At 64.5% G+C, this 23,942-nt stretch carries 22 protein-coding genes and 1 tRNA gene; 13 read left to right on the top strand and 10 right to left on the bottom strand.

Features of this window, described 5'->3' with window-relative positions; all coding sequences use genetic code 11:
* Window positions 1-14: 14 nt before the first annotated feature.
* Window positions 15-91 (top strand) — tRNA-Ile (locus tag AC1TXO_RS02130).
* A 59-nt stretch (window positions 92-150) separates the two neighbouring features.
* Here AC1TXO_RS02130 and AC1TXO_RS02125 read toward each other — a convergent pair.
* Both AC1TXO_RS02125 and AC1TXO_RS02120 read right to left on the bottom strand, forming a co-directional pair.
* The gene (locus AC1TXO_RS02125; RefSeq protein WP_486404858.1) at window positions 151-804 is read right to left on the bottom strand and encodes a glycosyltransferase family 25 protein; all 654 of its coding nucleotides are present in this window, start codon (window positions 802-804) and stop codon (window positions 151-153) included.
* 115 nt (window positions 805-919) lie between these two features.
* Window positions 920-1,474 carry a TetR/AcrR family transcriptional regulator gene (locus AC1TXO_RS02120; protein ID WP_486404857.1) on the bottom strand — a complete coding sequence of 185 codons (555 nt, stop codon included), beginning with the start codon at window positions 1,472-1,474 and terminating at the stop codon, window positions 920-922.
* A gap of 87 nt (window positions 1,475-1,561) precedes the next feature.
* Here AC1TXO_RS02120 and AC1TXO_RS02115 point away from each other — a divergent pair, with 87 nt between their 5' ends.
* Window positions 1,562-2,782, top strand: coding sequence for an MFS transporter (locus AC1TXO_RS02115; protein WP_486404856.1), 1,221 nt, complete (start codon window positions 1,562-1,564; stop codon window positions 2,780-2,782).
* Window positions 2,783-2,797: 15 nt separating this feature from the next.
* On the opposite strand, the gene AC1TXO_RS02110 is transcribed toward AC1TXO_RS02115, so the two are convergent.
* Window positions 2,798-3,448 (bottom strand): glycosyltransferase family 25 protein, encoded by a 651-nt coding sequence (locus AC1TXO_RS02110; RefSeq protein WP_486404855.1) that lies wholly within the window; start codon window positions 3,446-3,448, stop codon window positions 2,798-2,800.
* 209 nt (window positions 3,449-3,657) lie between these two features.
* Here AC1TXO_RS02110 and AC1TXO_RS02105 point away from each other — a divergent pair, with 209 nt between their 5' ends.
* The 10 genes from AC1TXO_RS02105 to AC1TXO_RS02060 all read left to right on the top strand — a co-directional run bounded on the left by AC1TXO_RS02105 (window position 3,658) and on the right by AC1TXO_RS02060 (window position 14,338).
* Window positions 3,658-4,119, top strand: a complete 462-nt coding sequence (locus AC1TXO_RS02105) for an Lrp/AsnC family transcriptional regulator (RefSeq protein ID WP_486404854.1) — start codon at window positions 3,658-3,660, stop codon at window positions 4,117-4,119.
* Between the two features lie 165 nt (window positions 4,120-4,284).
* Complete coding sequence (locus AC1TXO_RS02100; protein WP_486404853.1) at window positions 4,285-5,967, top strand: flavin monoamine oxidase family protein; 1,683 nt, start codon at window positions 4,285-4,287, stop codon at window positions 5,965-5,967.
* 15 nt (window positions 5,968-5,982) lie between these two features.
* A complete protein-coding gene (locus tag AC1TXO_RS02095) occupies window positions 5,983-6,777 on the top strand; it encodes a carbon-nitrogen hydrolase family protein (RefSeq protein ID WP_486404852.1) in 795 nt (264 codons plus the stop codon).
* 79 nt (window positions 6,778-6,856) lie between these two features.
* Window positions 6,857-9,205, top strand: coding sequence for a pyrroloquinoline quinone biosynthesis protein PqqF (pqqF, locus tag AC1TXO_RS02090; protein ID WP_486404851.1), 2,349 nt, complete (start codon window positions 6,857-6,859; stop codon window positions 9,203-9,205).
* Window positions 9,206-9,324: 119 nt separating this feature from the next.
* Entirely contained in the window at window positions 9,325-9,402 is a 78-nt protein-coding gene (gene pqqA, locus AC1TXO_RS02085; protein WP_080754815.1) for a pyrroloquinoline quinone precursor peptide PqqA, read from the top strand.
* Between the two features lie 78 nt (window positions 9,403-9,480).
* On the top strand, window positions 9,481-10,392 hold the full coding sequence (gene pqqB / locus AC1TXO_RS02080; RefSeq protein ID WP_486404850.1) for a pyrroloquinoline quinone biosynthesis protein PqqB: 912 nt from the start codon (window positions 9,481-9,483) through the stop codon (window positions 10,390-10,392).
* A gap of 9 nt (window positions 10,393-10,401) precedes the next feature.
* Window positions 10,402-11,157: a pyrroloquinoline-quinone synthase PqqC gene (pqqC, locus tag AC1TXO_RS02075; protein ID WP_486404849.1), complete on the top strand. Its 756-nt coding sequence runs from the start codon at window positions 10,402-10,404 to the stop codon at window positions 11,155-11,157.
* Complete coding sequence (pqqD, locus tag AC1TXO_RS02070) at window positions 11,154-11,429, top strand: pyrroloquinoline quinone biosynthesis peptide chaperone PqqD (protein ID WP_486404848.1); 276 nt, start codon at window positions 11,154-11,156, stop codon at window positions 11,427-11,429. The genes pqqC and pqqD overlap by 4 nt, the downstream gene beginning before the upstream one ends.
* Complete coding sequence (pqqE, locus tag AC1TXO_RS02065) at window positions 11,401-12,549, top strand: pyrroloquinoline quinone biosynthesis protein PqqE (RefSeq protein ID WP_486404847.1); 1,149 nt, start codon at window positions 11,401-11,403, stop codon at window positions 12,547-12,549. Before pqqD ends, pqqE begins: the two co-directional genes overlap by 29 nt.
* Entirely contained in the window at window positions 12,530-14,338 is a 1,809-nt protein-coding gene (locus tag AC1TXO_RS02060; protein ID WP_486404846.1) for a S9 family peptidase, read from the top strand. The genes pqqE and AC1TXO_RS02060 overlap by 20 nt, the downstream gene beginning before the upstream one ends.
* Before the next feature lie 27 nt (window positions 14,339-14,365).
* Here AC1TXO_RS02060 and AC1TXO_RS02055 read toward each other — a convergent pair whose 3' ends face one another.
* On the bottom strand, window positions 14,366-14,524 hold the full coding sequence (locus AC1TXO_RS02055) for a YqaE/Pmp3 family membrane protein (protein WP_009681539.1): 159 nt from the start codon (window positions 14,522-14,524) through the stop codon (window positions 14,366-14,368).
* A 155-nt stretch (window positions 14,525-14,679) separates the two neighbouring features.
* Window positions 14,680-15,948 (bottom strand): aspartate aminotransferase family protein, encoded by a 1,269-nt coding sequence (locus tag AC1TXO_RS02050; RefSeq protein ID WP_486404845.1) that lies wholly within the window; start codon window positions 15,946-15,948, stop codon window positions 14,680-14,682.
* Between the two features lie 210 nt (window positions 15,949-16,158).
* Between AC1TXO_RS02050 and AC1TXO_RS02045 the strand changes: the two genes are divergently transcribed.
* Window positions 16,159-17,082 carry a LysR family transcriptional regulator gene (locus AC1TXO_RS02045; protein ID WP_486404844.1) on the top strand — a complete coding sequence of 308 codons (924 nt, stop codon included), beginning with the start codon at window positions 16,159-16,161 and terminating at the stop codon, window positions 17,080-17,082.
* Window positions 17,083-17,342: 260 nt separating this feature from the next.
* On the opposite strand, the gene AC1TXO_RS02040 is transcribed toward AC1TXO_RS02045, so the two are convergent.
* The 5 genes from AC1TXO_RS02040 to bioD form a co-directional block, all read right to left on the bottom strand.
* The gene (locus AC1TXO_RS02040; RefSeq protein ID WP_486404843.1) at window positions 17,343-19,112 is read right to left on the bottom strand and encodes an acyl-CoA dehydrogenase C-terminal domain-containing protein; all 1,770 of its coding nucleotides are present in this window, start codon (window positions 19,110-19,112) and stop codon (window positions 17,343-17,345) included.
* 123 nt (window positions 19,113-19,235) lie between these two features.
* Window positions 19,236-20,519, bottom strand: coding sequence for a GGDEF domain-containing protein (locus AC1TXO_RS02035; RefSeq protein WP_486404842.1), 1,284 nt, complete (start codon window positions 20,517-20,519; stop codon window positions 19,236-19,238).
* A 205-nt stretch (window positions 20,520-20,724) separates the two neighbouring features.
* Window positions 20,725-22,530: a phenylacyl-CoA dehydrogenase gene (locus tag AC1TXO_RS02030; RefSeq protein WP_486404841.1), complete on the bottom strand. Its 1,806-nt coding sequence runs from the start codon at window positions 22,528-22,530 to the stop codon at window positions 20,725-20,727.
* 292 nt (window positions 22,531-22,822) lie between these two features.
* Window positions 22,823-23,119, bottom strand: a complete 297-nt coding sequence (locus tag AC1TXO_RS02025) for a pyrroloquinoline quinone biosynthesis protein PqqE (protein ID WP_486404840.1) — start codon at window positions 23,117-23,119, stop codon at window positions 22,823-22,825.
* A 142-nt stretch (window positions 23,120-23,261) separates the two neighbouring features.
* Window positions 23,262-23,942, bottom strand: coding sequence for a dethiobiotin synthase (gene bioD / locus AC1TXO_RS02020; RefSeq protein ID WP_486404839.1), 681 nt, complete (start codon window positions 23,940-23,942; stop codon window positions 23,262-23,264).

The raw sequence follows: 23,942 nt of genomic DNA, 5'->3' as shown, positions 1-23,942 counted from the left end.
CCGGCCGACCTCTGGGGCCTATAGCTCAGTTGGTTAGAGCAGAGGACTCATAATCCTTTGGTCCACGGTTCGAGTCCGTGTGGGCCCACCAGATACGACAAAGCCGCGCATTTGCGCGGCTTTTGCATTTTCGCCATCCCCGCCAAGGGATCAGAAATTCAGGCGCAGCATCGTCCGCCAGAAGTTCTTCAACGGCGAACGCCAGTGCTTGCGCCAGTTACGCTCCCACCACTCGTCCTCGTTACGCACGACTGTTTCGAGATCGCTACCGGCCGTTGCCGCGGCATGCTGGCGGAACATCATCGGGAAGGCGCAATGCTGCCTGATGCGCTGCTTGAACATCACGTCGACCGGGGTGCCATCGTAAGGGGTCCGGGCCAGCACTTCGCAGCCCTTGCGGGACAGCACGTAGGCGTGCAGTGCGACAACGCGCCCGCGCGCGATGAACGGAAACCAGGTCAGCCAGGTACGGCCCATGCTGTAGCCCAGGTGCAGGGCTTCGAAACGGTGCGTGCGCATGAAGCGGTTGATCCAGCCGATTCGCGACGCCTTGAGGTCATATGCCCTGACGTCGTCCTCGAAAATCAGGATCCGCTCCAGGCCTTCATCAAGCGCACGCTGGGCCAGCTGCTGGTGCGATTCGTAGCAACCGCACTTGGGATCACTGTGTTTCTCGACGATGTGGAAAATCACCGGGTTGTCGAGCACCTTGCCAATGCCCTGACGAAAAAGCTCACGCCTGTCACTTCGCGCATCCAGCGAGATGCAATAAACGGCGTCGACATCGAAATGAATCCTGCTCACCCACCAATCCCTTAAACAATACGTTCCATCATGAAGGACACGAATGATAAAGGTTATCCATGGGTATGTCACAACGCCATCTGGCTGATGGGCAGACGCATCGCCGCCGAATCGATCAAAGCCCCTCGAGAGTCACGCCTACCAGTTCCTCCACATAGTTCGCCTCCAGCATCACGCCGGAGAACAGGATCCGGTACACCAACGGCGCCATCAGACGATCGACCACCCGATCAACACTCGGCACCGCTTCGCCGCGAAGGCTCGCACGCTCGAAAATTGCGGCGAACTGCGCCGTGGCGATTTCCAGGCAGCGACTGGAGCATCCGCCACCGGCGGCCAGCAGGTCGAGCACGACCGCGCGGCCCGGCACCGACGAGGTCTCTTCCATGTACTGGATGCCCCACGCCAGCAGGTCGCCACGCAGGCTGCCGGTGTCGGCGGGGCCGCTGTCTGGGCGGATGCGCTGCAGCGCCACGTCGCCCAGCAATTCATTGAGGTCGCCCCAGCGGCGGTAGATGGTCGAAGGCGTCACCCCCGCACGCGCCGCGATCAGCGGCACGGTCAGTTCGCCGCGCTCGCCTTCCTCGAGCAACTGGTTGACCGCGCTGTGGACAGAGGCCTGGACTCTTGCGCTACGCCCGCCCGGACGCACGCCTTGATTGATTGCCATAGACACCTTAACGCAAAGAATTTGCTTTTATATCGAAACAGGTTCATCGTCTGCAAAAGCTAACTCTTAGCCTTTGCGAGAGCAACCATGAACGATACCTTACCCAAAAGCGCGCACGCCCGCCGCAACGGCCTGTCGCCCTCGGCGGCCCTGTGGCTGCTGGGTGCGATCCTCATCGCCTTTTCCGCCGCTGCCAGCGCGCCGACGCCGCTGTATGCGCTGTATCGCGAGACCTGGGGTTTCTCGCCGGCCTTGTTGAGCGTGGTCTTCAGCATCTACGCGGGCGGGCTGTTGCTGACTCTGCTGGTGTTCGGCTCGCTGTCGGACCACATCGGCCGACGCCCGGTCATCGGCGCCGCATTGGCGCTGGAGATAGCGGCCATGGCGGTGTTCCTGCGTGCCGAGTCGGTCGAGGTGCTGATCGTCGCCCGGCTGCTGCAGGGCTGCGCCACGGGGCTTGCGACCAGCGTGCTGGGCGCGGCGCTGCTGGACTTCAACCGCGAGCGCGGACCGCTGCTCAACAGCGTGACCCCGATGCTCGGCCTGGCCCTTGGCGCCCTGGGCAGCAGCGCCTTGATGCAATATTCCGGTGAGCCGCTGCACCGGGTGTTCCTGGTCCTGCTGGGCATCTTCGCGCTGTTCGCCCTGCTGCTGCCGGGCCTGCCGGAAAGCATCAGCCGCCAGCCCGGTGCGCTGGCCTCGTTGCGGCCACGGGTCAGGATTCCGGCACAGGCCCGACGGGCGTTCTGGCGGATTGCGCCATTGAATGCGAGCCTCTGGGCGCTGGGTGGGTTCTACCTGTCGCTGGGGCCGACACTGGCCCGCCAGGTTACCGGCCTGCAAGCGCCGCTGGTGGGTGGGACGCTGGTGTTCCTGCTGACCAGTTGCGGCGCACTGGGCATCTTCAGCCTGCGCAACAGCGCGGCGCAGGCCATTCTGCGCCGTGGCGGCCTGGCGTTGGTCAGTGGCTTGCTGTTGACCCTGGTCGGCGTGGACTGCGGCCTGGCCTGGTTGTTCTTCGTCGGTACCGCCGTCGCCGGGCTGGGCTTTGGTGGCGGCTTCCTGGGCGCCTTGCGCTCGGTGGTGCCGCTGGCCCATGCGCACGAGCGCGGTGGGCTGATGGCCGGTTTCTATGTGCTGAGCTACACGGCTTTCAGCTTGCCGGCGATTGCTGCGGGCCTGGCAACCCAGCACATCGGCCTGGTCGCGACCACCAATGCCTATGCCTGCGTGCTGTTGCTGGCCGCAGGCGTGGTGCTGTTGTCTGGCGGACGCCGCGCTCCTGCCTCTGTCACGTCGACAGGCTGAACTTCAATCCAGCGCTCAGAAGCTCCAGCGCAGCAAGGTTTTCCAGAAGTATTTCAGCGGCGAGCGCAGGTGCCGATTCCAGTTCTGCTGCCATTGCGCCTCTTCGTGCCGGGCGACGGATTCGTCCTGCAAGGCCGCGACGCTGATGCGGCGAAACAGCATCGGATAGGCGCAGTGCTGTTTGATGCGCCGCTTGAACAGGCTCTCCAGCGTGCGGCCATCATAGGGGGCGGCCACCAGCACCCGGCAGCCTTCCTCGGAGAGAATGTAGGCATGTGGCGCCGCCACCCGACCACGGGCAATGAACGGAAACCAGGTCAGCCAGGTACGCCCCATGGCGTAGCCCAGGTGCAGGCTTTCGAACGGGCGCTGGGTGACGAAGCGGTTGATCCAGTGGATGGACGATGCTCGCCAGGCATAGGCCTTGGCATCGTCCTCGAAGATCAGGATACGCTGCCAGCCCTGCTCCAGCGCCATCAGCGCGAGGGCGCGGTGAGACTCGTAGTGGGCCCTGATCGGATTGACGTCCTTGTCGCGCAGGTGAAACTGCAGTGGATTGCTGATCCGGCTGCCGACCTCGCGCATGAAGCGTTCGCGGCTGTCCTGCCGGTCGCGCAAGGAAATGCAGAACGCCGCATCGACGTCGAACTTGTACAGGCTGGCCACGGGACACCTACAGCTAGGCAGAAAGGATTTCTGGCGCCAAGTCTTTAGCGAGAATGATTATCAAATACCGGTGACGCATAGTAATACGCGCCGGGTCATGGGCAGAAGTGAAATCGACTAAATCATTTTGCCATCATCATGCGAGCGGCTCACCTTGCCGCTCGACCCCTCGTCTGGCTAGGCTAGCGTACCTACTGCAGAGACTTGTCATGTCGGACTCCCGCACCATCGCCATCGACGAAATCGATCGCCAGCTCATCGCCCTGCTACAGATAAATGCCCGCGAAAGCGTGGCGACTCTGGCCCGCGAGCTGGGCATCGCCCGTACCACCGTCACCTCGCGCCTGGCGCGGCTGGAAAAGCACAAGGTGATCACCGGCTACGGCGTGCGCCTTGGCCAGCGCCTGGCCGGGGGTGGCCTGCAGGCGTATGTCGGGATCAAGGTGCAGCCGCGCTCCGGACGCGAGGTGGTGCGTCGGCTCTCGGGCATGGGGCAGGTCCAGCAGCTATGCGCAGTGAGCGGCGAATTCGATTACGTCGCCTGGCTGCTCAGCGACTCGCCCGAGCAACTGGACCAGTTGCTCGATCAGATCGGCAGCTTGGAAGGAGTGGAGAAGACCACCACCTCGATCATCCTCAGCAGCAAGGTGGACCGGGGACAACCGGTCTAGTCAGCGGTCGAAATGTATCTAATGCTCGTCATTTCGACAGACCTGAACTCATATCGACAACAGTCTTGCTCTTAATAACGGGCACCCCACTTCATAAAATGATCGCCAGGCATTTTCTATACTCAGGCTCCGTCTCCTGCGCAGCCGCTCTGGCAAGGTCATCAGATGAACAAGAACAACCGCCACCCCGCCGACGGTAAACCACCCATCACCATCTTCGGCCCTGACTTCCCCTTCGCCTTCGACGACTGGCTGGAGCACCCCGCCGGTCTTGGCAGCATCCCGGCCGATCGGCATGGCGAGGAGGTGGCGATCGTCGGAGCCGGCATCGCCGGGCTGGTGGCGGCCTACGAGCTGATGAAGATGGGCCTCAAGCCAGTGGTGTATGAGGCGTCGAAGCTGGGCGGACGCCTGCGCTCGCAAGCCTTCAACGGCACCGACGGCATCGTTGCCGAACTGGGCGGCATGCGCTTCCCGGTGTCCTCGACCGCCTTCTATCACTACGTCGACAAGCTCGGCCTGGAAACCCGGCCCTTCCCCAACCCGCTGACACCCGCCTCGGGCAGCACGGTGATCGACCTCGAAGGCCAGACCTACTACGCCGAGAAAGCCGCCGACCTGCCGCAACTGTTCCACGAGGTGGCCGACGCCTGGGCCGACGCACTGGAGGATGGTGCGCGTTTCGGCGAGATCCAGCAGGCCATCCGCGAGCGTGACGTACCCCGCCTCAAGGCACTGTGGAATACTCTGGTGCCGTTGTGGGACGACCGCACGTTCTACGACTTCGTCGCCAGCTCGAAGGCCTTCGCCAAGCTGAGCTTCCAGCACCGCGAGGTGTTCGGCCAGGTCGGCTTCGGCACCGGTGGCTGGGATTCGGACTTTCCCAATTCGATGCTGGAAATCTTCCGCGTGGTGATGACCAACTGCGACGACCATCAGCACCTGGTGGTCGGCGGAGTCGAGCAGGTGCCCCAGGGCATCTGGCGGCATGTTCCGAGCAGCGCCGTGCACTGGCCTTCGGGCACCAGCCTGCGTTCGCTGCATGGCGGTGCACCGCGGGCCGGGGTCAAGCGCATCGCCCGCGCCAGCGACGGGCGCCTGGCAGTGACCGACAACTACGGCGACACCCGCCACTACGCCGCCGTGCTGACCACCTGCCAGAGCTGGCTGCTGACCACTCAGATCGACTGCGAGGAGTCGCTGTTCTCGCAGAAGATGTGGATGGCCCTGGACCGCACCCGCTACATGCAGTCGTCCAAGACTTTCGTCATGGTCGACCGCCCATTCTGGAAGGACAAGGATCCGCAGACCGGCCGCGACCTGCTGAGCATGACCCTCACCGATCGCCTGACCCGCGGCACCTACCTGTTCGACAACGGCGACGACAAGCCGGGGGTGATCTGCCTGTCCTACGCCTGGATGAGCGACGCCCTGAAGATGCTCCCGCACCCGACCGAAAAACGCGTGCAGCTTGCCCTGGATGCGCTGAAGAAGATCTACCCGAAAACCGATATCGCCGGGCATATCATCGGTGACCCGATCACCATATCCTGGGAGGCCGACCCTTACTTCCTCGGCGCCTTCAAAGGTGCCCTGCCCGGCCACTATCGCTACAACCAGCGCATGTACGCACACTTCATGCAGCAGGACCTGCCCGACGAACAGCGGGGCATGTTCATCGCCGGAGACGACGTATCCTGGACCCCGGCCTGGGTGGAAGGCGCAGTACAGACTTCGCTGAATGCGGTGTGGGGTATCATGAATCACTTCGGCGGCAAGACCCACGCAGACAACCCCGGGCCCGGCGACGTGTTCCACGAGATCGGCCCGATCGCCCTGCCCGACTGAACCGAGGAGGCGCCCATGCGCATCGCCCTGTTCCAGGGCACGCCCAAACCACTGGACGTGCCCGGCAATCTCGAACGCCTGGCCCATCAGGCGCAGCTGGCCGCCGCGCGCGGCGCGCAACTGCTGGTGTGCCCGGAGATGTACCTGAGCGGCTACAACATCGGTGCCGATGCGGTGCAGCGCCTGGCCGAACCTGAAGATGGCCCCTCGGCCATGGCAGTGGTGGAAATCGCCCAGGCGCAGCGCATCGCCATCGTCTACGGCTACCCGGAGCTCGCCGAAGACGGCTCGATCCACAACAGCGTGCAACTGATCGATGCCCACGGCCGCAGCCTGTGCAACTACCGCAAGACCCACCTGTACGGCGAGCTGGACCGCTCGATGTTCAGCCCCGGTGCGGACCATTTCCCGGTGGTCGAGCTCGAGGGCTGGAAGCTGGGGTTGCTGATCTGCTACGACATCGAATTCCCCGAGAACGCCCGGCGCCTGGCACTGGCCGGCGCCGAGCTGATCCTGGTGCCGACGGCGAACATGACGCCCTATGACTTCGTCTGCCAGGTCACCGTGCGCTCGCGGGCACAGGAGAACCAGTGCTACCTGGTGTACGCCAACTACTGCGGATCGGAAGGCGAGATCCAGTATTGCGGACAGAGCAGCATCGTCGGCCCGGACGGCAGCCTGCTGGCGATGGCCGGGCGCGAGGAGTGCCAGTTGCTGGCGGAGCTCGAACGCGAGCGGGTGCTGAAAGGACGCGAGGCATTTCCCTATCTGGCCGACCTGCGGCGGGACCTTCACCGCATCCGCGATTAAGCCCGCGCCGATGCTTGAGGCCGTTCAGTGGCTTGCAGGAGCAACGGCGTTGCCCGCACAAATGCGCTAGCATCCGCCCATGACCGACGCTATCCGCACCCTCACCCTGGCCAACGGCCTGCAACTGACCCTGCGCCACGCACCGCGCCTGAAGCGCGCCGCCGCAGCGCTGCGGGTCCATGCCGGCAGCCATGACGCACCGGCCAGGTGGCCGGGCCTTGCGCACTTTCTCGAGCACCTGTTCTTCCTCGGCACTGCACGCTTCCCGCTGGAGGATGGCCTGATGCGCCATGTCCAGGCGCTGGGCGGCCAGGTCAATGCCACGACCCGCGAGCGCATCACCGACTTCTTCTTCGAAGTACCGCCCTCGGCCTTGGGCAGCGCACTGGAGCGCCTGTGCCAGATGCTCGCCGAGCCGGACCTGAGCCTTGAGCGCCAGCAGCGCGAGCGCGAGGTGATCCATGCCGAATTCATCGCCTGGTCACGCAACGCCGAAGCGCAGCGCCAGCATGCATTGCTGCAACAGGTGTCGCCACGTCATCCGTCCAGCGGGTTCCACGCAGGCAACCGCTACAGCCTGGCCCTGCAAGACCCAGCCTTCCAGCACGCACTGTGCGACTTCCATGCGCGCTTCTACCAAGGCGGCCAGGTGCGCCTGAGCCTGTGCGGCCCGCAACCGCTGGAGCAGCTCGAGGCTGTGGGCCGGCAGTTCGCCAACTTGCTCGCCTGCGGCCGGTTGCAGACGCAAACGCCGCCTCCAGTCCTGCTCGATCGCTCCCTGGAGAATCTCGACGTCATCCGAGGCCGCCTGGACCTGCTATTCGCCCATGAACACCTGCCGCCCGACGCCGACCAGGCGCTGGAACTGCTGCTTTCCTGCCTGGGCGACAGCCGTCCGGGCGGCTGGCTCGATGCCCTGCGGCAACGGGGCTGGTTGCACGACTTCCAAAGCGACACGCTATATACCTTCGCTGGCCAGCTGCTTTGGCATCTGCGCCTGCAGTTGCACGAGGACGCTCCTGCAGATGAGGTTCGCGCCTTGCTGCACGGTTGGCTGGGGGCGTTGCGCCAGCAGGACCTCACGGCACTGAACGAAGAATTCGCACGCTTGCAGTCGCGCCGTGAACAGGCAGCCAGTGCGCTGGAGCTGGCTCGCCGGGACAGCGCCGACAAACCGTTCCGACCGCTCGACCAGCCAGCGCTCGACGCCTTCGAGGTCTTGCTCGATGGGCTGCCATGCAACGCTCACGGTCACTGGCAGCAACCGCCTGCAGAACCGCTGCTGCTGGCCGTTGCACCAGGGGCAAGGGCGCCGTTGCCCGACGATCTCGACGTCGTGGACATACTCCCGGTCGAGCGCGGTTTCGCGACCCTGTACCTGCGCTGGCACATTGCATCACCACTGCGTGAGCGCTTCCACCAGGTGTTGTCGCAAGCCCTGCAGCCACTCATCGAACGCGCCCGCCGCGCCGCGTTGCAACTGGATTTCGCCCTGCACGGCGAGCACTGGCAACTGCGCTGTGCCGGAACACCAACCGCAGTGGCAAGCGCCGTTGGCCTGGCCCTGGAGCACATGCGCCATCCCCCCTCGCATCTACTTCGCGCCCCCGCTGGCGCCGAGCCCCCCTTGATTCCCATCAGGGCGCTGCTCAAGGCCTTGCCCGGCCACGTCCACAACGCCCTGGTTCAACCGCAACCAGCTTGCCTGCTGGAGCAATCGATGCTCGATCAGCTCTGGGCCAACGCCCCTCGACAAGGCCTCCTCATCGGCTTCGACGCCCAGACGCAAGCAGCGCTCGGCGCGGTGCTGGAGACTGCGCCGGGGCGCCCGGGCGGCCCACGAAAAGCGCCGCCAGGCACGCCTGGCCGTCGCTGGGTGCAACAGCGTACGGACGGCAGCGAACATGCCCTGCTGTTGTTCTGCCCGCTTCCAGCCCATGCCGAAGGCGCTGGCAGGCTGTTGGCGCAAGCCCTGCAAGGGCCCGTGTACCAGCGTCTGCGGGTCGAGCTGCAGTTGGGTTATGCGGTGTTCAGCGCCTATCGGCAGATGCAGGGCCAGGGCGGCATCTTGTTCGGCGTGCAGTCGCCGCAGGCGACACCCGCACAGATTCTCGAACACCTGCAGCACCTGCTGGGCGAAGGCGTCACGCTCGATACCTCGGCCCGGCAGGCCCTTGCAGCGCAGTTCGAGGAACCTGCGATGGGCAACGAAGAGGTCGCCGAGTGGGCCTGGCAGACATATCTGGCTACAGAGCCGACGGACCTTTCCCGTCTGCGCGGGTCTATTCTCAAGACGGATCAGCAAGCCTTGGATCACCTGCTGAAAAGTCTCCTGGATGCCGACCACGGCTGGCTGTGCCTTGCCAATGGCGAGGCGCCGGGCCAGGGATTGTTACCTGGGCTGCAATGGCGCTTTTCGAAGAATTAACCTTTCGGTACAAATTTTTCTTGTAAGATAGCGCAATCTCAGCCAATGGAACCTCCTGCCTCAGGCGGCACCAAAGTAGATAGCTGACATCAACCCAACCATCCGGAAGGAGCTCGACCATGACCACCTGGACCAAACCTGCCTACACCGACCTGCGCATCGGCTTCGAAGTCACCATGTACTTCGCCAACCGCTAAGCAGCACTGCACTGCAACGCCTCGGCCCGCCGGGGCGTTTTCGTTTCATGGACCAGGTCGTCCGGCAAGAGAGTAGCCATGTACATCCAGATTCTCGGTTCCGCCGCCGGTGGCGGCTTTCCCCAGTGGAACTGCAACTGTGCCAACTGCAAGGGTTTTCGTGACGGCAGCCTGCGTGCAACGGCGCGCACCCAGTCGTCCATCGCCCTGTCCGATGACGGCGAGCACTGGATCCTGTGCAACGCCTCACCCGACATCCGCGCCCAGCTCCAGGCCTTCGCGCCGATGCAGCCGGCCCGGGCCTTGCGTGATACCGGCATCGACGCGATCGTCCTGCTCGACAGCCAGATCGACCACACCACCGGCCTGCTCAGCCTGCGCGAAGGCTGCCCGCACCAGGTCTGGTGCACCGACATGGTCCACCAGGACCTGAGCACCGGCTTCCCGCTGTTCACCATGCTCAGCCACTGGAACGGTGGCCTGCAGTGGAACCGTATCGAACTGCAGGGCAGCTTCGTCATCCCCGCCTGCCCGAACCTGACGTTCACCCCCTTCCCCCTGCGCAGCGCCGCGCCGCCCTATTCGCCGCACCGGTTCGACCCGCACCCGGGGGACAACCTGGGCCTGCTGGTCGAAGACACCCGTACCGGCGGCAAGCTGTTCTACGCCCCGGGCCTGGGCCAGGTGGACGCCTCGCTGCTGCAGATGATGCACGGCGCCGACTGCCTGCTGGTCGACGGCACCCTGTGGGAAGACGATGAAATGCAGCGGCGTGGCGTCGGCACCCGCACCGGACGGGAAATGGGGCACCTGGCGCAGAACGGCCCAGGCGGCATGCTCGAGGTGCTCGACGGCTTCGCGCGCCAGCGCAAGGTGCTCATCCACATCAACAACACCAACCCGATCCTCGACGAAGACTCGCCGGAACGTGCCGAAGTCCAGCGCCGCGGCGTGGAAGTCGCCTACGATGGCATGAGCATCGAATTGTAAGGAGGCCCGATGAGCGACGCACTGCCGATGTCCCCTGCCGAATTCGAGCAGGCCCTGCGCGCCAAGGGCGCCTACTACCACATCCATCACCCCTATCACGTGGCGATGTATCAGGGCCGTGCCACCCGTGAGCAGATCCAGGGCTGGGTGGCCAACCGGTTCTACTACCAGGTGAACATCCCGATGAAGGATGCCGCGATCCTGGCCAACTGCCCGGACCGCGAAGTGCGCCGCGAGTGGATCCAGCGCCTGCTCGACCACGACGGCGCGCCCGACGAAGACGGCGGCATCGAGGCCTGGCTGCGCCTGGGCCAGGCCGTGGGCCTGGACCCGGACCAGTTGCGCTCGCAGGAACTGGTGCTGCCCGGCGTGCGCTTCGCCGTCGACGCCTACGTCAACTTCGCCCGCCGCGCATCCTGGCAGGAAGCGGCCAGCAGCTCGCTGACCGAACTGTTCGCCCCGCAGATCCACCAGTCGCGCCTGGACAGCTGGCCCCAGCACTACCCCTGGATCGACCCGGCCGGCTACGAATACTTCCGCACCCGCCTGGGCCAGGCCCGACGCGACGTGGAGCACGGCCTGGCGATCACCCTGCAGCACTACACCACGCGCGCCGGCCAGGAGCGTATGCTGGAAATCCTGCAGTTCAAGCTGGATATCCTCTGGAGCATGCTCGATGCCATGAGCATGGCCTATGAACTGAACCGCCCGCCCTACCACAGCGTCACAAGCGAACGGGTATGGCACAAGGGGATCGCACTATGAGTCTTGACCGCAACCTGGTGCCGAACTGGCGCCCAGGCTATCGCTTCCAGTACGAACCGGCCCAGAAGGGCCACGTGCTGCTGTACCCGGAAGGCATGATCAAGCTCAACGACAGCGCCGGCCTGATCGGCGGGCTGATCGACGGCCAGCGCGACGTCGCCGCGATCATTGCCGAGCTCGAGCAGCAGTTCCCCGGCATCGCCCAGGTAGCCGAGGATATCGAGCAATTCATGGAGGTGGCCCGTGCCGAACACTGGATCACCCTCGCCTGAGGTGCCGGTCGGCCTGCCGCTGTGGCTGCTGGCCGAGCTGACCTACCGCTGCCCGCTGCAGTGCCCCTACTGCTCCAATCCGCTCGACTTCGCCGAGCAAGGCAAGGAGCTGAGCACCGAACAGTGGTTCAAGGTGATGGCCGAAGCTCGTGAAATGGGTGCAGCGCAGATCGGCTTCTCCGGCGGCGAACCGCTGGTGCGCCAGGACCTCGCCGAGCTGATCGGCGAGGCCCGGCGCCTGGGCTACTACACCAACCTGATCACCTCCGGCATCGGCCTGACCGAGCAGAAGATCGCCGCGTTCAGGCAGGCCGGGCTGGACCATATCCAGATCAGCTTCCAGGCCAGCGACGAACAGGTGAACAACCTGCTGGCCGGCTCGAAGAAAGCCTTCGCGCAGAAGCTGGAGATGGCCCGCGCGGTCAAGGCCCACGGCTATCCGATGGTGCTGAACTTCGTCACCCACCGCCACAACATCGATCGCATCGACCGCATCATCGAGTTGTGCATCGCCCTGGAAGCCGACTTCGTCGAGCTCGCCACCTGCCAGTTCTACGGCTGGGCGCACCTCAACCGCCTGGGCCTGTTACCCACCCGCGAGCAGCTCGAACGCGCCGAGCGCATCACCAACGAATACCGCGACCGGCTCAAGGCCGCTGGCCACCCATGCAAGCTGATCTTCGTCACCCCCGACTACTATGAAGAGCGCCCCAAGGCCTGCATGAACGGCTGGGGCAGCCTGTTCCTCACCGTCACCCCCGATGGCACCGCCCTGCCCTGCCACGGCGCACGACAGTTGCCGGTGCAGTTCTCCAACGTGCGCGACCACGACCTGCGGCACATCTGGTACGACTCGTTCGGTTTCAACCGCTTTCGCGGCTACGACTGGATGCCCGAACCCTGCCGCTCGTGCGACGAGAAGGAAAAGGACTTCGGCGGCTGCCGCTGCCAGGCCTTCATGCTTACCGGCGATGCCAGCAAGGCCGACCCGGTGTGCGCCAAGTCGCCGGATCACGGCATCATCCTCAAGGCTCGCGAAGAGGCACAGAGCGCCCAGATGAACATCGAACAGATGACCTTCCGCAACGAGCGCAACTCCCGTGTCATCGCCCGCGGCTGAGTTCAGCGCCGCCCAGGCAGTGGCGGCCGGCACCGACTTCGCCGAACTCAAGGTCGGCGAACAGGGGCTGTTCTGGAACGAGTTCCGCCCCGCCGATGGCGCTTGCCGGATATGGCACTGGCACCATGCCCAGGCACGCTGCCTGACCCCGGACGGCTTCAGCGCGCGCAGCCGCGTGTACGAATACGGTGGCGGCAGTTTCTGCCTGGGCGCGGACGCCGTGTTCTTCGTCAACGAGAGTGACCAGCAGGTCTACCGGCAGGCGCTGGATGGCTCGCCGCCGCAGGCACTGAGCGCAGCCACCGATTGCCGCCATGGCGACCTGCAGTGGCATGACGGTCAGTTGCTGGCCGTGGAGGAGCGCCACGCCGAACAGGTCGAACACCGGCTGGTGGCGCTGACGCCCGGTTCGCGCCAGGTACTGGCCGCAGGCGCCGACTTCTACGCCGCACCGACCCTCAGCGCCGACGGCCAGCGCCTGGCCTGGATCGAATGGGACCGCCCGGCGCAGCCCTGGACCCTCACCCGCCTGATGTGCCGCGAGCGGCAGGCCGATGGCGACTGGGGCCCACCACGCTGCGTGGCGGGTCAGGACGAATCCCTGCAACAACCGCGCTTCGACGCTCGAGGCAGGTTGTACTGCCTGTCGGATCGCAACGGTTTCTGGCAACCCTGGGGCGAAATCGACGGCCGCTGGCAGGCCCTGCCCGCCGAGGCGGCGGACCACGCCGCAGCCCCCTGGCAACTGGGCGCCTGCACCTGGCTGCCCCTGGGCGGGCAGGACTACCTGGCAACCTGGTTCGACAACGGCTTCGGCAAGCTGGCAATGCGCAGCGCTGCCCAGGGGCTGCAGGCATTCGCCGAAGACTACACACGGTTTCGCAGCCTGGCGATGGACGCCGGCCACCTCTATGCCATCGCTGCCTCACCCACCCAGCCACCGGCGGTCCTGGCCATCGAACGTGATGGCAGGCGCTGCCAGGTCCTGGCCGGCGGTAGCCAGGTGCTCCCTGCCGGCCATATCAGTCGCCCGCAGGCCATCCACTACCCCAGCGGCGATGCCCTGGCCCATGGCTTCTTCTACCCGGCCAGGGGTGCCGACACCAACCCGCCCGTGGTGGTGTTCATCCACGGTGGCCCGACCTCGGCCTGTTACCCGGTGCTCGACCCGCGCATCCAGTACTGGACCCAGCGCGGCTTCGCCGTCGCCGACCTCAACTACCGCGGCAGCAGCGGCTACGGTCGCGCCTACCGCCAGGCCCTGCACCTGCGCTGGGGCGAGATCGACGTACAGGACGCCTGCGCCGCCGTCGCCTACCTCGCCGGCCAAGGCCTGGTCGACCCCGGCAAGGCGTTCATTCGCGGCGGCAGCGCCGGCGGCTACACCACCCTGTGCGCACTGGCCTTCCACGACGTGTTCCGCGCCGGCGCCAGCCTCTACGGTGTCAGCGACCCCGTTGCACTGGGCAAGGCCACCCACAAGTTCGAAGGCGACTACCTGGACTGGCTGATCGGTGACCCGCAGCAAGATGCCGAACGCTACCGGCAACGCACGCCGCTGCTGCACGCCCATCGGATCAAGGCCCCGGTGATCTTCTTCCAAGGCGAGCTGGATGCGGTGGTAGTACCGGAACAGACCCGTAGCATGCTGGAAGCGCTGAAGGCCAACGGCATCGAGGCCGTAGGGCATTTCTACGCGCAGGAGCGTCATGGTTTTCGCAAGGCGCAGAACCTTGCCCATGCGCTGGAAGCGGAGTGGCAGTTCTACTGCCGGGTACTGCAGGGTTGAAGGGGCCGCGTACGGCCCCCGCATGGCCTAGCGTTTGGCGATGATGTACACCGCGTGCACGATCCCGGGAATATAGCCCAGCAGGGTCAGCAGGATGTTCAGCCAGAACGCCCCGCCGAAGCCGACCTGGAGGAACACGCCCAGCGGCGGCAGGATGATGGCGATGATGATACGAATGAAGTCCATGTGAAGCTCTCCTGGGATGGTTCTCAACACAGACTAGTGCGCTTCGCGGGAGGTTCCACACTGACATCACGGTTGAAAAAAAACGCCCCGGGCCGAATGCAGCTGGCCAGGGGCGATGCGCAGGAACGCGAGACGGTTCGTTGAAATCCGATGAATCAGGCAGTCGCTTCGCGGCGGGCCTGCTGACGAGCATGCACGCAGGCAAATGCCCTGGAGAGCCGCAGCAGCATCTCGTCGATGTTGCCCCGGCTCACGGTCAGTGCCGGCGAGAAACGCAACACATCCGGTTGCGTGGCGTTGAGCAGCAGGCCTTCGTGCAACGCCGCATCCACCAGCTCATGGGCCAGCGCCTCACGTAGCTGCAACGCCCACAACAGCCCCTGGCCCCGCACCGCCACCTGGCCAAAGCGCCCCGCCAGACGACTGAGGCCATCGCGCAGGTGTCGGCCGCTGTCCTGAACCTGCTCGAGGAAACCCGGTGCCAGCACGGTATCCAGCACGGCCAGGCCCGCTGCGCTCATCAGCGCGTTGCCGTGGTGGCTGCCCTCCAGCTCACCTGGTGCGGCGCAACAGGCGCGGCCACGGGCCAGCAGCGCAGCCAGCGGCACACCGCCGCCCAGGCCCTTGCCCAGGGTGATGATGTCGGCGCGCACGCCGTAGGTCTGTTCGGCCAACAGCGCGCCACAGCGACCGATACCGGTCTGTACTTCATCGAGGATCAGCAGGATGCCCAGTTCACGGCAGAGCTTCTCGACACCCTGCAGGTATTCGCGTGTCGCCGGAATCACGCCGGCTTCGCCCTGGATCGGCTCAAGCATGATCGCCACGGTGCGCGAATCGACTTCGGCATGCAGCGCCGCCAGGTCGTTGAACGGTACCTTGCTGAAGCCTGGCAGCCCTGGTTCGCAGCGGTTGCAAGGCAGTGGGTCGGATGCCGACAGCGCGCCCAGGCTGCGGCCATGGCAGGCCTGGGTGGCGGTGATGATGTGGTGGGCGCCGCCACGGTGCAGTTGGCCCCACTTGCGCGCAAGCTTGATCGCGCCCTCGCAGGCCTCGGCGCCACTGTTGAGCAGGTAGGCCTGGTCGCTGCCGGTGCTCTGGCACAGGCGCGCGACCAGCGCCAGCAGCGGCGCACTGTGAAAGCCCGCACCCGGGTTGATCAGGGCCTGGGCCTGGCTGCCAAGCGCCTTGGCCAGCACCTCAGGGCTGTGCCCCAGGCTGTTGACCGCGCAGCCCTGGGTGAAGTCCAGGTAGGCATGCCCCTGGTCGTCCCACAACCATGACCCCTGACCCCGCACGAACACCTGCGCTGCGCGCTCGCGGCCCGGCATCAGCCATTGGCCAGACAACGGCGTGGCGCTCGGCAAGCTCTGCACGGGCTCGGCAACGGCGGCAGCCGGGCGACGCAGCTTGAACAGGTTCATGGTGGCTCCAGGGCAATCACGGGAACGGGCAAGGCGCCTCGGTCTGTGCCGCAGGTCGGTCATTCTGCCTTGCCTATCAAAAGTGTTTCTCATCCGGGGTAACAATGAACCGGGCTGATCGCTTCAGCCCACCGGAGTACGGCGATAGACTAGGCTTCCCGGCACCCTGCTGCCATTTCGATTTCCCAGCTTTTTCGATAAGTATTCCTTATGGATTTTCGCCAACTGCGCTATTTCGTCGCGGTCTATGAAGAAGGCCATGTAGGCCGCGCAGCCGAACGGCTGTCGCTGTCGCAGCCAGCGCTGTCGCAACAGATTCGCCAGCTCGAACACAGCCTCGACCTGAGCCTGTTCGAGCGCAGCAACAAGCGACTGCTGCCTACTCTCGCCGCCCACACCCTCTACAACCATGCCCTGCCTTTGCTCGATGGGCTGCAGCGTGCCCAGGAAGCCATGCTCGGCTTCAAGGGCCAGTCGCTGCGCACCTTGGCCATCGGCGTGTTGCAGACCGTGCGCCCGAGCCTGGTACCGCGGTTGCTGGAAAAGCTGCGCAAGGCCCAGCCGCACCTGGTGGTGCAGATTTACGAATTGTCAGGGCTGGAGATCGAACGGCGGCTGCTCAATGGCAGCCTGGATATTGGCATCAGCTACCTGCCACCGCGACAACCTGGGCTGCATGGCCTGCTGTTGTACGAAGATGAACTGCAGCTTGTCATCCCCAATACTCACCCGTTGAAGGACTTCAAGAAAGTCTCCATCAGACAAGCCGCCGAACTGCCGCTGTTGATGCTGGGCGAGGAGTTCCAGATCCGCCAGATCTGGAAGGCGCAACTGGCCAATCTCGGGCGCAGGCCACAGGTGCAGGCCGAGATGAACAACATGGGCGGCATTCTCGACAGCCTGGCCAACACCGCCCTGGCGACCATCCTGCCGGGGCGTGCCAAGGAGGCCGCCGAAGACGATCAGGAACTGCTCTGGAAGCCGCTCAGCGAGCCGCGGGTGCCTTTGAAGGTAGGCCTGGTGTTTCGCGACGCCCAGCGTCAGCAGGCGTCCGTGGAGTTGTTGCGTACGCTGCTCGAGGAAGAGAGCGATGCGCGCCAGATCGGCGTGGCAACCCGGGAAGGTCGCGGTTAAAAAACGCAGACAAAGAAAACCCCGCCTAAGCGGGGTTTTCCAGACTGTTTCCCTGACATCCCTATCGCCCCACCATCCTGGCAGGAAATCCTACGTGTCCCTGTTCTGTCCTTTGCGCTTCCTGCGCTCCGTCCATGTAAGAAAGATTAACCGTGGATCCAATCTTAGGAAAGAGGCGAAAAGTCACCACGATGCGTAGGAAAAAGCTTACAAGGCCGAGGTTTTCGAAACATCTCGTTCGATAGCGCCCGGCCCTGCGATCAGAACTGCTCCGCGTCCAGCAGGTACAGCGACTCGCTGCCGGCCTTGACCGAGGCCACCAGCGAGTCGAGGCGCGGCAGCAAGCGGGCGAAGTAGAAGCGCGCCGTGCCCAGCTTGGCGCCGTAGAAGGCTTCGTCGCCCTCGCCGGCCTGTGCTGCACGGGCCATCAATGCCCACATGTAGCCATAGGCTACGTAGCCGAACGCGTGCAGGTACTCGACCGAGGCGGCGCCAATTTCGTTGGGGTTGCCTTTGGCCTGCTCCAACACCCACTCGGTCAGGCCGTCGAGCTGATCCAGTGCAGCGCCCAGCGGTCGGCTGAACTCGTCGTCAGCATCGCCAATGAACTCACGGATCTCGTCAGCGAACAGGCGGTAGTACGCACCACCGCTGGCCACCACCTTGCGCCCCATCAGGTCCAGCGCCTGGATGCCGTTGGTGCCTTCGTAGATCTGGGTGATGCGCACATCGCGCACCAGCTGCTCCTGGCCCCATTCGCGAATGTAGCCATGACCGCCGAATACCTGCTGCCCGTGCACCGCGCACTCGAGACCCAGGTCGGTGAGGAACGCCTTGGCCACTGGCGTCAGCAGTGCCACCAGTTCTTCGCTGCGCTTGCGGGTGGTGGCGTCTTCGCTGTACTTGGCGCTGTCCAGTTGCATGGCCACGTAGGTGGAAAACGCCCGGCCACCCTCGATCAGGGCCTTCATGGTCAGCAGCATGCGGCGCACATCGGGGTGGACGATGATCGGGTCGGCGACCTTGTCCTTGGCCTGGGGGCCTGTGGGCGAGCGACTTTGCAGGCGGTCGCGGGCGTACTCGACGGCATTCTGGTAGGAGCGCTCGGCCGAGGCCAGGCCCTGGATACCGACGCCCAGGCGCTCGTAGTTCATCATGGTGAACATCGCCGCCAAGCCCTTGTTCGGCTCACCCACGATGTAGCCGACCGCCTCGTCGAAGTTCATCACGCAGGTGGCGGAGGCCTGGATGCCCATCTTGTGTTCGATCGAGCCGCAGTTCGCCGGGTTGCGCTCGCCCAGGCTGCCGTCGTCGTTGACCATGAACTTGGGCACCAGGAACAGCGAGATGCCTTTCGGGCCAGCCGGCGCATCGGGCAGCTTGGCCAGCACCAGGTGGATGATGTTCTCGGTCAGGTCGTGCTCGCCGCCGGTGATGAAGATCTTGGTGCCGCTGACCTTGTAGCTACCGTCGGCCTGCGGTTCGGCCTTGGTGCGGATGATCCCCAGGTCGGTGCCGGCATGGGGTTCGGTCAGGCACATGGAACCGGCCCACACCCCGGCGTACATGTTCGGCAGGTACTTTTTCTTCAGCGCCTCGCTGGCGTGGGCGTTGATCGACAGGCAGGCGCCAGCGGTGAGCATCGGGTACAGGCCGAAGGCCAGGCTCGAGGCGTTGACCATTTCCTCGACCTGCGCCGAAACCGCCTTTGGCATGCCCATGCCACCGAACAGCGGATCGCCGCCCACCCCTACCCAGCCGCCTTCGGCATAGGTTTTGTAGGCCTCGATGAAGCCTGCCGGGGTGCGCACCGCGCCGTTGTCCCAATGGCAGCCTTCTTCGTCGGCGGCGCGGCTCAGCGGCGCGATGCTCTTGCTGGTGACCTTGCCCGCCTCTTCCAGCACGGCCAGGGCAGTTTCGCCATCGACGACTTCAGCCAGACCCGGCAGCTGGGCCCAGAGATCGGCAACCTTGAAGACTTCATTAAGTACGAAGCGCATATCGCGCAGGGGCGCTTTATAGTCGGCCATGACAACCTCTCGCTAGCAGAGTCGGGGGCGGCCGCCACGGGCCGCACACTGGGTTGGAAGCAGTGTAACCGAACAACTTTTACGAGACATAGGGTCATCACGCGACCATATAGTCAACTATGGTCACGCCATGCGCACGGCCCCGCGCCGAGCAGTCTGCCCTTGCTGCATGACGCAGTTACGACCTGCGGCCTTGGCGCTGTAGAGCGCCTGGTCGGCGGATTTCAGCACCTCTTCGGGGTTGCGGTGCTCCGGCATGCGCTCGGCGACGCCGATGCTGATGGTCACCGACACCGTATTGCCAGCCGACCCCGCGCGCCGTTGGCGCCCGGTGGAATCATCCTGTGGCCGGCTGTTCTGATCACGCAGCTGAATGGCGTAGTTGGCGATCATCTCGCGCACGGCCTCCAGGTGCGGCAGGCACTCTTCGGCGGTCTGCCCGGCGAAGACCAGCGCGAACTCCTCGCCGCCGTAGCGGTAGGCACGTCCGCCCCCGGTGACCTTCGACAGGCGGCTGGCAACCAGGCGCAGCACCTGGTCGCCCACGTCATGACCATGGGTGTCGTTGAATTTCTTGAAATGGTCGACGTCGGTCATCGCGATCACGTAGCTGCGGCCCAGGCGCTGCATGCGTTCGTTCAGCGCGCGTCGGCCGGGAAGCCCGGTCAGTTCGTCGCGAAACGCCATCTGGTACGCCTCGTGGGAAACGGCAGCAGCGATCATCAGCATCACCTGGCTGCACATGATGTTCAGGGTGAACGGCAGGATGAACGTCTGCGGCAGCATCCAGAAGACGCCGATCAGGCCAACGACCTGCGCCGCATGCAACGGCCGCGGCTCGCGCAGGTATTGCACCACCAGCAGGATGAACACGCCCAGGAACAGCGGGTAGGCCAGCTGGATCAGGCTCATCCACTGGCCATGCAGCGAGGGCCAGCGGATTTCGGCCAGCCACGTCAGCAACGCCTGTGGGTAACTCTGCTCGAGCGCCAGGGCCACGCTGCCGACCGCGAACAGCACGGCGAAGCGGGCGAGCATGTCCTGGGCCAGGTGGGTACGCTCCTGCCAGGCGCCGAACAGGCCGAACAGCGCAGGCAGCAACAGGCACACCAGGTGGAAGACCACTGCCGCATCCTCGCGGACCCGGCCGTTGTCACGGTAATAGTCGGTCTGGGTATCGAGCAGGAAGTAGGCGATGTACACCGTGACCATCAGGAACAGTTCACGCTGACGGCGGTACACGGCGCAGTAGGCGCCGCCGAGCAGCAGCACCAGGGTGGGCAGGACGTTGAACAGGGACGTGAAGAACACGTTCAAGTCCCTGACGTAGGCCGCCGCAAGCCCCGACAGCAACAGCAGTATCGAAGGCAGGAAGTGACTCACGCGGACAGCGGATAGACGAAACAAGGGTAATCTCCGACCCGGCAGATCAATAATAGCATTGTGCCTTTAGTTCATCGGCAGCGCACATGAATAGATGAATACAACAGTAGGATTTAACGGCAGGCGGGCCGCGAGTCTTGAAATTTTCCGGTTACCGAATGCAACTGTGCCGGGCAAAAAAAAACCGCCTGCCGATAACGGCAGGCGGTTTTTCGTACAGCGTCAGGCTTTAGATCGACAGACCGAAGTCTTCTTCCTTCATCGCCATCAGGTTGTTGGCACCCGACAGGATTGCGGCCACGTGGGTACGGGTGCGCGGCAGGATACGCTGGAAGTAGAAGCGCGCAGTCTGCAGCTTGGCGGTGTAGAACGCTTGCTCCTCGGTGCCGGCCGCCAGCTTCTCGGCCGCCAGGCGGGCGATGTCGGCCCAGAAGTAGGCCAGGCACGCGTAGCCGGAATACATCAGGTAGTCGACCGACGCGGCGCCGACTTCCTCGCGGTCCTTCATCGCCGCCATGCCGATCTTCATGGTCAGCTCGCCCCATTCCTTGTTCAGGGCAGCCAGCGGCTCGACGAATTCCTTGGTGGCTTCGTTGCCTTCCTGGCCCTGGCAGAACTTGTGAACGATCTTGGTGAAGCCCTTGAGCGCTTCGCCCTGGGTCATCAGGACCTTGCGACCCAGCAGGTCGAGGGCTTGGATGCCGGTGGTGCCTTCGTACAGCATGGAGATGCGGCTGTCGCGCACGTTCTGCTCCATGCCCCACTCGGCGATGAAGCCGTGGCCACCGTAGATCTGTACGCCGTGGTTGGCGGCCTCGAAGCCGACTTCGGTCATGAACGCCTTGGCGATCGGAGTCAGGAAGGCCAGCAGGGCGTCGGCCTTCTTGCGCTCTTCCTCATCCTGGCTGTACTTGACGATGTCGACCTGCTTGGCGGTGAAGTAGACCATCGCGCGGTTGCCTTCGGCGAAGGCTTTCATGGTCAGCAGCATGCGACGCACGTCCGGGTGGACGATGATCGGGTCAGCGGCCTTGTCCGGGGCTTTCGGGCCGGTCAGCGAACGCATCTGCAGACGGTCGCGGGCGTACTTCAGGCCGCCCTGGAACGCCACTTCGGCGTGGGCCAGGCCTTGCAGCGCGGTGCCCAGGCGAGCGGTGTTCATGAAGGTGAACATGCAGTTCAGGCCTTTGTTGGCCGGGCCGATCAGGTAGCCGGTGGCAGCGTCGAAGTTCATCACGCAGGTGGCGTTGCCGTGGATGCCCATCTTGTGCTCGAGCGAGCCGCAGCTCACACCGTTGCGCTCACCCACGCCACCTTCGGCGTTCGGCAGGAACTTGGGCACGATGAACAGCGAGATACCCTTGGTGCCAGCCGGTGCATCGGGCAGGCGGGCCAGCACGATATGGACGATGTTGTCGGCCATGTCGTGTTCGCCGGCCGAGATGAAGATCTTGGTGCCGGAGACCTTGTAGCTGCCGTCGGCCTGTGGCTCGGCCTTGGTGCGCAGCATGCCCAGGTCGGTGCCGCAGTGCGGCTCGGTCAGGCACATGGTGCCGGTCCACTCGCCGGACACCAACTTGGTCAGGTAGGTCTCCTGCTGCTCGGGGGTGCCGTGCTCGGAGATGGTGTTCATCGCGCCGTGGGACAGACCTGGGTACATGCCCCAGGACCAGTTGGACTCACCGACCATTTCGCTCAGGGTCAGGCCCAGCGACTCGGGCAGGCCCTGGCCGCCGTGCTCGACGTCATGGGCCAGGCTCGGCCAGCCGCCTTCGACGAACTGCTTGTAGGCCTCCTTGAAACCGGTCGGGGTCTTCACGCCCGACTCACTCCAGGTGCAGCCTTCCAGGTCGCCAACGCGGTTCAGCGGGGCCAGGACCTGCTCGCAGAACTTGGCGCCTTCTTCGAGGATCGCATCGACCATGTCCGGGGTGGCGTCCTGGCAACCCGGCAGGCTCTGATAGTGCGCTTCGTAGCCCAGCAGCTCGTCACGGACGAAGCGAATATCACGCAAGGGGGCTTTGTATTCAGGCATGGCGATGAACCTCTGGGCTGAGTTCTTTGAGGGGACCGCGCACACCGTTCTACGCTTGGCGGCTTTCGGTCAAACAGTTGTTTGAAACTTACGTTTAGCTCGGATCAATGTCAAGAAGGGACGATAGTGCCAATTCGGTCACGAACGATGGCGTTCATGCCATCGCATCATTCATCGATCCAACGCGCCTGTGGGAGCGGGTTTACTCGCGAATCAATCCAGGCACGCCATGGCGTCTGGTTTCTTCGCGGGTAAACCCGCTCCCACAGGTGCTTGGCCGGAGATGGCCGAATCAGGCGTAGGTATCGATGAACCGACCGAGCATTTCGTCGGAGGCCTTGGCGACTTTGACGCCCAGTTCGACTTCATGCTTGCCCAGGGCAAGCTGCACGGTGCTGGTGGCCAGGTCTTGCTGCTGGCTGCGGTCGACACCACGCAGGCGCTCGGCCTGATAGCTGGTGGACTGGCTGGAGCCGGCACGATCGACACCATTGCTGGCGATCTGGCTGGCGGCCTGGTCGACGCGGTTCTGCCCGTTCTGGATGGCGCCGAGGCCTGCGTAGAAAGCAGAGCTGCCGGTGATTTCCATATCAGGACTCCACAAGACTGGATGAGGAAAGAGAACTCAATTAAAACAGCCCGAACGAAAAAATACCCGTTTAAATCCTTAATAGCCCAGTGCCAGCTAATAGAATCAGGGCATTTTTCGTAACTGGATGTTCATCAAGCCCTCAGTCGAGTAGTTCCAGATGCAGATACTCGGCCACAGCATCCGCCGCCGCTGGCTTGAGCCAGGGCACTCGCCCAAGGCAGGGCGCGGGCAGGCGCTCGGCCAGGCTTGCCAGGTTGTCTTCCAACCGCGAAGTCCGCGGGTCGACGACATTGGCCACCCACCCTGCCAGTTGCAGGCCGTCACGGGCGATGGCCTCGGCGCTGAGCAGCGCATGGTTGATGCAACCCAGGCAAACTCCCACCACCAGGATCACCGGCAGCTTCAATGCAACCGCCAGGTCGGACAGGTTGGCGTGATCGGACAACGGCACGCGCCAGCCGCCTGCGCCCTCGATCAAGGTGAAGTCGGCCTTGTGAGCAAGCACATCGTTCATGGCATCGCGCAGCGTCGGCACGCTCAGCGCCACGCCGGCCTCACGTGCGGCCACATGCGGGGCGATGGCCGGTTCGAAGGCGAAAGGATTGACCTCCTCATACGGCAGCTTGATCGTGCTTTGGTCGATCAGCGCCAGCGCATCGCTGTTGCGCAGCCCCTTGGCGCCGAGCGTGCAGCCGGACGCCACAGGCTTGGCCGCCAGGGTGCTGCGCCCAAGGTTGCGTGCAGCACGCAGCAGCCCGGCGGCGATGGTGGTCTTGCCGACATCGGTGTCGGTACCGGCGATGAAATAGGCCTTGCTCAT

It is taken from the genome of Pseudomonas sp. FA117, from assembly GCF_057370475.1.
The sequence above is the reverse complement of the archived record's forward strand: the minus strand, read 5'-3'. Positions and strand labels throughout refer to the sequence as shown.